Below are 6208 nucleotides of genomic sequence, written 5' to 3' on the forward strand. Positions count from 1 at the left end.
GGCGATGCGCTCGCGTGCTTCCTCATGGCCGGTAGACCATGCCCGGCCGGGGCTTGGCAGGGGCGAGCAACTGCGACACCGTGACGATGGTGTAGCCGCGCTCTTGGAGCGCCTTGATGATCCCCGGTACGGCGGGCACGGTCCCTTTGTGCAGGTCGTGCAGCAGGATGATGCCGTCGCGGTGCGTCTGGTCGAGCACCCGCTGGGTGATCAGAGTCGAGTCCGTCGTCTCGTAGTCCTTGGCCGTGACGCTCCACAGCACCTGTGCCAGGCCCAAGTCCCGGCAGATCTTCGCCACTTTGCCGTTGGTGCGGCCCTCTGGCGGACGCATGAGGTCGGGCCTGGTGCCGGTGATCTTCTCGATGGCGTCCTGTGTGCGGGCCAGTTCCCGACGGGCGTTGTCCTCGTCGAGGTCTGTCAGCCTCCTGTGGTTCCAGGTGTGATTGCCGATCTCGTGCCCCTCGTCCGAGATACGGCGCAGGATGTCGGGGTACTTCGTGATGTGGCCCTTGCCCTGAACGAAGAACGTGGCGTGCAGACCGTCCCGCTTGAGGATGTCCAGCAGCCTGGGCGTCGTCGGGCTGGGGCCGCCGTCGAAGCTGAGGGCCACGCATTTCGCCTTGCGGCAGTCGATGTTTCCGGCAACTGATCCCGATGCCTTTGCTCGGGCGGCGCGTGGCGAGGTGTGGTCGTAGGTCGTGACCGTCAGGGCCAGAGTCAGCGCGAGGGCCGGCATGGCGACCATTGCTGTCGCGACGGCGATGAGCAGGCGCGAGCGTCTTTTGGGCGTGATGCGGGGCATGCGAGATCTTTCTTCGGATGGAGATTCCCGGGTTAGCGCGTGCGGGCGGGAGTCGGCCTCGCGGCGGGTTCCTGAAGCCGCATGTCGAGGGTCAGGCGCTGCCTCAGCAGACGTTGGAGCCGACGCTCCACCGTTGTGTGGATGAGCAGGGAGAGCCCCAGCATGCAGACGACGGACACCGCCATCGCAGGCAGCGGCCCCAGCTTCGGAACGGCCCGGATCAAGCCTTTGGCCAGAGGAATTCCGATGCTTTGGTGGACGAGGTAGAAGGGGTAGGTGAGTGACCCTGCGGTGACCAGCCACCGCCATCGCAGCCTCGCCAACGGTCCTCCGACGTCGGCCAGCGCCAGCAGCCCGAGACAGAGCGTGAGCAGGGCCGCGCACACGGCCCAGGAGGGCCGGCTCTCGCCGGGGGGTACGGTGGCGTGGTAGGCCACCCGCAGTTCGAGCACGGTGAGTTCGTAGGACCAGGCGAAACCCAGCAGCAGCCACAGCAGGAGGTTCTGTCCGAACCGGTGCATGAGGTGGAGGACGATTCCGGCGACGAAGAGGCCGGTGTATCGGGTCAGCACGAACTCGTCGAGCAGTGGCGACTGGAGTTCGAGGGCGATGACACCCGCCAGGAGCCAGGCTCCGCAGAAGGTCACCACCCGCCGATAGGACAGCCCGAAGATGAGCAGCAGGGCCATCAGCAGGTAGAAACGGGCCTCCACCCAGAGCGTCCAGCTGACTTTGTCGACCAGTTCGAGTCCCAGCGGTCCCGGAGCCATCGTCAGGTTTCCCAGGACGGTACGAGGGTCGATACGGGTGGCGGCCGGCCAGTGGCCCATCCGTGAGACAAGGACGAGCGCGACGACGAGGAGTACGGCGCCAGTAGGCCGGGAAGAGCCGTGCGATGCGGGACACGGTGAACTGTGCGGGAGTGCGCCCCCAGCAGCTCATGCAGATGGCGAAGCCGCTGATGGCGAAGAAGAACTCGACGCCGAGCCAGCCATAGCGGATGATCTCATGCACAAACGGTGCGAGATCCCGCAGTCCGGCGCTTCCCCAGAAGTGTGGGGTGGGCGTTCCGAGGAAGTGGTAGGCGGCCACCATGACCGCTGCCATCAGGCGGAGCCCGTCCATCGCGGCCAGGCGCGCCGGTCCGCTCCGCGGTCCGGGAGAAGGTCTGTCGGAGGGCATGTCGGAACCAGGGCTGATCAGACGGCGGGCAGCGCCGAGCGGCTGACACGTATCTTCGACTGGCCGTGCGGGCGTTTCTCCCAGTCCTCCATGAACCGCGCGTGCAGACCGTGCCGTCGCGCCAGGCCCAGGAGGGTCTCGGTGCGGTAGTAGAAATCCTCGCGCAGTACCTGGTGTTCGGTGCCCTCGGTGCGGTCGAAGGTGAAGTCGAAGAACCCGGTGTCGGTCAGCACGCGGCCGATGTGCGCCAGGCACTGGTCGATGACCTCCAGCGGCGAGTGGGAGAAGACGCTGTGCGCGTGGACCACGTCGAAGTGGTCGTCGGGCAGGAAGTCCAGGGTGAGGTCGCCGGTGATGGTCAGGTGTGGCAGCTTGTCCTGGAGACGGCGTTCGACGAGTGTGGTCTTGGCGGCCATCAGGATGTCGGGTGAGATGTCGATGCCGTAGTAGTTGCCGGTGTCGAGGTGGCTGATGAAGCGCCAGCCACCGCGCAGGTTGCCGCAGCCGATGTCGAACATGCGGTGGTCGGGGCGCAGCCCGTGTTCGATGAGGTAGTCGAACTGCATCTGTCCGAGCGCCAGCCAGCGGTCGTGGGTCTGGCTGCCGACCGCGGCTTCCGGGTTTCGGCGGGTGTCCGAGGCCATCACGGCGCGGTAGTAGCCGACGTGGTCGGGGTGCTTGAGGCGCAGCCACGCGTCCCGGCCGGCCCGGCGCAGGTAGGGGATGACGCGGCCGGGGTGGCGCAGGGCGTAACCGGTTTTGTGGGTGAGGGCGGCGCGGTTGTTGCGCAGCTTCTTCGGCGACTTGGCGTCGGTGGGCATGGCGAAGCGACCTCCGTGCGAAAGGGGATCCCGGTGGCGGGATGAAAGCGAAAGAGAGAAAGGGAGGGGGAAGTGGATGGGCCCCGATGCGGTCGCCGCGGTCAGACGCGGCGGCGCAGCAGCAGCATGGTGACGACCGTGAGCACAGCGGCCAGGCCGCCGAGAACGGCGGTGTCGGTCCACTGGAAGGTCCAGTAGTCACCGGCCGGGTTGGCCTGGTAGAAGCGGGCCACGTACCCGTGTGCCGTCATGCACTCCTTGAGCTGGGTGCCCGAGGGGAAGGGGCAGTTCAGCACGTCCTCGTGGCGGCCGGTGGCGGTGATCAGGCCGTAGTCGCCGGTCGACCACTTCTCGCCCATCGGCGGTTTGGGGGTGCTGCCGGCGCTGACGTAGGTGTGCGGCCGGACCAGCAGCCGGGCCCGGTGCGTCCACTCCAGCAGCAGCGTCATCGCCCCCGTCACCAGCAGGGTCGAGACCATCGCCGCCAGCACCCGGCGGGCCAGCAGACCCAGCAGGGTGCCGGCCGCCAGGCCGAACAGGGCGGCCGCCACAACGCGGGGACCCGAGCCGCTCAGGACCGTGTTCTCGTACCAGAACAGGCCGTAGCTCCGGTCGGCGGCCGGCCGCCACCACCAGGCGAACACTGCCGCGAGCAGGCCGGAGAGGGCGATCGTGGTCGCCGACGCCAGGGCGAACCGGGAGGCGAACCACTGGCCGCGGCTCACGCCCTGGGCGAGGACCATGCGGTGTGTGCCCAGTTCCCGGTCAAAGATGCGGACGACGGGGCGCGGACGGTGACAACACGCAGCCGACGGCCCAAGAGCCCGCGCCGTCCTCAATGGAGTGAAGACGCTGCGCCCGGCGAATCTCGATCAAGGGCTTCGCCGTAGTGCAAGGCATGAGACCGATCACCGAAGCGCACGTGAGGGAACCACGGCTGGTCGTTGTGGAGATCGCGGCCGCCGGTGACAAAAAGGCGTTCGCGTTCCAGGATGCTCGCCGCGCGGTGGTCGACCGCGGCAGCGGAGCGTACGAACCGGGAGCCCGGCGAGCCCGGGGTGCGGCTGCGTTGCTTCCTGGTGCGAGACGCAAGTCGGCCTGGCCGGTGAGGGCTGCGCGTGGACAGTAGCCGAACGCGGCTCAATGCACGGCCTCACGACCGAAGACGGCGCCTGGCTGCTCCCCTTTCGACCGCCGGTGGACACCATGCGGATGCGGCCGCCGCCGGCTCATCGGCGACCTGGGCGGCTACCTACCGAACCCACGCCCCTGCCGGAGCTGGCCCGCGCGCTGCTGCGGCACCTGTCCCCCGTGCACCAGCCCGGCCCGGCGGGTGACGCGCTCGTCGGAGACGCCCACCAGGTCACACCGTGGTGATGGGTCCACCGCCGCCAGGTGGGCGGACCCACCTGGCGGCGCCGCGAAGACGCCCTCGGCATGCCCGAACGCCGCCGAACGCCGCCGAAAGACCGCCCCCGTGGTCGTCTACCCCGAGACCATCGCGCTTCGCCGAGGCCATGTGGGCCTGGGAGCAGCGCCGGCACCGTTCCCGGCCGGTCGGACGGGCAGATCAGCGCAGTCCGGCGAAGAGATCGTTCTCGGGTATGGCCGCGCCGGTGGCGTCCTGGACACGTACGAAGGTCTCCATGCCCATCAACTCGCCGAACCTCTCCTTGCCCATTCTGAGGAAGAAGATGTTCTCGCCCTGACTGGCGTGCGCGGCCAACGCGTCGAACTTCTGACCGCTGAACGCGGTGGTGTCCACCCACGTGGTGATCTCATCGTCGGGGAGGCCGATCTCGGCCATCGCGGCGGCCTCGGCAGGATCCGGCTCCGGCATGTCCTCACCGAACTCGCGCATGATTTCGCCGAACCGCTGCATCATCGAGCGGGGCATCGTCGTCCAGTACACCTTCGGTGCCAACGCGGTCATCTCCAGCGCCGCCATCGTGATGCGGTGGGCCTGGATGTGGTCGGGGTGGCCGTAGAAGCCGTTCTCGTCGTAGGTGACGACCACATCAGGTCGGTAGTGCCGCATGAGTTCCGCGAGTCGGGCCGCGCCTTCCTCCACGGGGGTCTGCCAGAAGGATCCGGGGGCGCCGTTGCTCGGCCAGCCCATCATCCCGGAGTCGGCATAACCCAGCATCTCCAGATCGCTGACCTTCAGGACGTCACAGCTCGCCACAAGTTCCTGACGGCGCATCAAGGCGACCGCCGCCGGATCGTGCCCGGGATCGCCCGGCTTGACACCCCCCGGTCCGTCACCGCAACCGCCGTCGGTACACGTCACGAGAACCGTGCGGATGCCTTCCGCCGCGTACCGCGCGAGGACCCCTCCGGTTCCGGTGGCCTCGTCATCGGGGTGGGCATGTACTGCCATCAGCGTCAAAGGCCGGTCCGTCATAAAACAATCCTCCCGCAGAAATACGTCCTGGTCCGCGTCGCGGCGGGCATACCACGCTCCTGGGGCCGGATCCTGGTAGGGCCGACGACCCTGTGATCTCCATATTCCCCACCCGTGCGACGCCGGTCCCTCGGTCGATGCAACCGCGCCGGCCCCTCCCGCTGTTCCCGGCGCCGCCACTTCGCTTTCCAGACGACCGTCGATGGCCGGCGTTCCGTTCTCGCGCCGAGCCTCCATGAAGCTATGACCGTCGCGGCTACCAAAGCGTTCGTGATCCTGGACGGCACGCTGCTACCGATCCACCGGATCACCGCCGACCCGCCCCTCTACTTGGGCAAGCACAAGAAGCATGGGATGAACGTACAGGTCATCACCGATCCGTTCGGCCGGGTGATCTGGGCGTCACCGGCACTACTCGGCGCGATACACCACATCAAGGCCGCCCGCGCCGACGGCGTCATCGACGCCCTGACCGCGGTCGGCGTTCCGTGCTGGGCGGACAAGGCCTGCCAAGGAGCCGACGGCACCATGCGTGTGCCCTACCGCGGCCGCTGGGAGAAACTGTCCGTCGGCCAGCCGGCGGTCAACCACTCCCACGCCAAGATCCGAGCCCTCGGCGAACAGGCCGCTGAGCTGCTGTTCCAGGTGCTGACCGAACGCGAGGAGAAGAACAGCGTCGCCATCGCCTCGAACGAGAGTTTCAGTGGCTGGACCAAGACCTTCACTGATCCCCGGCTCTGCGCGGCCATCGTCGACCGGCTCACCTTCGGCGGCAGCCTCATCCAGACCGGCACCGAATCCTACCGCCCGGCCCTCACCCAGGCCCGGGCAGCAGCGCAGAACGCCGCCGGCTGACCTCCCCCGGCCTATCGGAGCGATGCCAGCTTGCCCCACTCGCGAGAGTCTGAGCTGACCCCGGATTCGTGGAGTCCCTGAAACCAGGCTTATGATCCTGGCCCGAAGGAGAACCACGAGCAGTGCCAGCACCACGCAAATACC

Annotated in this window: 5 protein-coding genes and 2 pseudogenes; 2 read left to right on the plus strand and 5 right to left on the minus strand. The window is 67.9% G+C overall.

Features of this window, described 5'->3' with window-relative positions; genetic code table 11:
* Positions 1-22: 22 nt before the first annotated feature.
* The 4 genes from ACFYZE_RS33545 to ACFYZE_RS33560 all read right to left on the minus strand — a co-directional run bounded on the left by ACFYZE_RS33545 (position 23) and on the right by ACFYZE_RS33560 (position 3548).
* The gene (locus tag ACFYZE_RS33545) at positions 23-802 is read right to left on the minus strand and encodes a polysaccharide deacetylase family protein (RefSeq protein ID WP_389002630.1); all 780 of its coding nucleotides are present in this window, start codon (positions 800-802) and stop codon (positions 23-25) included.
* Positions 803-834: 32 nt separating this feature from the next.
* Positions 835-1632: an acyltransferase family protein gene (locus ACFYZE_RS33550; RefSeq protein WP_389002633.1), complete on the minus strand. Its 798-nt coding sequence runs from the start codon at positions 1630-1632 to the stop codon at positions 835-837.
* 369 nt (positions 1633-2001) lie between these two features.
* Positions 2002-2805: a class I SAM-dependent methyltransferase gene (locus tag ACFYZE_RS33555; protein WP_389002636.1), complete on the minus strand. Its 804-nt coding sequence runs from the start codon at positions 2803-2805 to the stop codon at positions 2002-2004.
* Positions 2806-2906: 101 nt separating this feature from the next.
* Positions 2907-3548 (minus strand): hypothetical protein, encoded by a 642-nt coding sequence (locus ACFYZE_RS33560; RefSeq protein ID WP_389002639.1) that lies wholly within the window; start codon positions 3546-3548, stop codon positions 2907-2909.
* 155 nt (positions 3549-3703) lie between these two features.
* Here ACFYZE_RS33560 and ACFYZE_RS33565 point away from each other — a divergent pair.
* Positions 3704-3914, plus strand: a pseudogene (locus ACFYZE_RS33565) (DUF6207 family protein).
* A gap of 461 nt (positions 3915-4375) precedes the next feature.
* Here ACFYZE_RS33565 and ACFYZE_RS33570 read toward each other — a convergent pair.
* Complete coding sequence (locus tag ACFYZE_RS33570; protein WP_389002642.1) at positions 4376-5209, minus strand: PIG-L family deacetylase; 834 nt, start codon at positions 5207-5209, stop codon at positions 4376-4378.
* A 213-nt stretch (positions 5210-5422) separates the two neighbouring features.
* Here ACFYZE_RS33570 and ACFYZE_RS33575 point away from each other — a divergent pair.
* Positions 5423-6064 (plus strand): annotated as a pseudogene (locus ACFYZE_RS33575) (ATP-binding protein); the annotation flags it as partial.
* Positions 6065-6208: the final 144 nt, after the last annotated feature.

It is taken from the genome of Streptomyces sp. NPDC001796 (assembly GCF_042892355.1).
GTDB lineage: Bacteria > Actinomycetota > Actinomycetes > Streptomycetales > Streptomycetaceae > Streptomyces.